Source organism: Vibrio sp. M260112 (genome assembly GCF_036533775.1).
Taxonomy (GTDB): domain Bacteria; phylum Pseudomonadota; class Gammaproteobacteria; order Enterobacterales; family Vibrionaceae; genus Vibrio.
The window spans coordinates 1-1,036 of sequence record NZ_JATABH010000163.1; the positions used below are offsets into that span (position 1 = coordinate 1).

Sequence of the window (1,036 nt, forward strand, 5' to 3'; positions counted from 1 at the left end):
CTGACCGCGCAGAGCGACGTCGTATCGCTAAAAAGATACATAAGACTAAGGATAAAGACCATTGCCGCCGCTTGAATGCCATATTACTTCTTTCACAAGGGTATTCCGTTACCACTGTATCAAAGCTTCTGGTTGCTGCCCGCTCTTCCATAGGACGCTGGGTTAACTGGTACACGGAATGCGGTATCGAGGGCTTGGAAAGTTCAACCCGAGGTAGACCTGCGACGCTACCTTTTCTTCAAATTGCCGCAATATTGACGACTTTATTAACGCTTAATCCTCAAAGTCTGGGATATCAGCGTTCACGTTGGAGTACAGAGCTGATGGCGATTGAGGTTAATCGGATATTTGGACTTAAAGTACACTCATCGACCATTCGTCGATGGTTACCTAAGCTTGGAATTGTCTGGCGAAGAGCCTCGCCAACATTGCATATCAAAGACCCAGATAAAGAAGCAAAACTCGCCAGAATCAAAAAGGCATTGGAGTGTTGCGATGCTGACAATCCAGTGTTTTATGAAGATGAGGTCGATATCCACTTAAACCCTAAAATTGGAGCAGATTGGATGCCCAAAGGTCAGCAAAAGAAAGTGGCGACACCGGGACAAAATGCCAAACACTATCTAGCAGGTGCTCTACATGCTAAGACGGGAAAAGTCTCGTATGTTTGCAGTGCCAATAAGCACTCAGAGCTGTTTATTGCCATTCTTGAGCAGTTAAAACGCCAGTATCGCCGTGCAAAAACAATCACGCTTATCGTGGATAATTACATCATTCACAAAAGTAAAAAGACACAGGGTTGGTTAGAGAAAAATCCGAAGTTTATTTTACTTTTTCAGCCAGTGTATTCCCCGTGGGTAAACAAAATAGAGAAGCTCTGGCATGCCTTACATGAAACAGTAACTCGGAATCATCAATGCAAAGCAATGTGGCAACTATTAAAACGGGTTCGAAACTTTATGGATAACATTTCATCGTTTCCCAGCGGTGGTCATGGAGTACAAAAAGTGAAGCATAATTAGGATCAGCTATTTAG

At 43.5% G+C, this 1,036-nt stretch carries 1 protein-coding gene; it reads left to right on the forward strand.

What is annotated here, in order from left to right; genetic code table 11:
- On the forward strand, positions 1-1,022 hold a 1,022-nt coding region (locus QTN95_RS20830; protein WP_331418876.1), incomplete at its 5' end, for an IS630 family transposase.
- Positions 1,023-1,036: the final 14 nt, after the last annotated feature.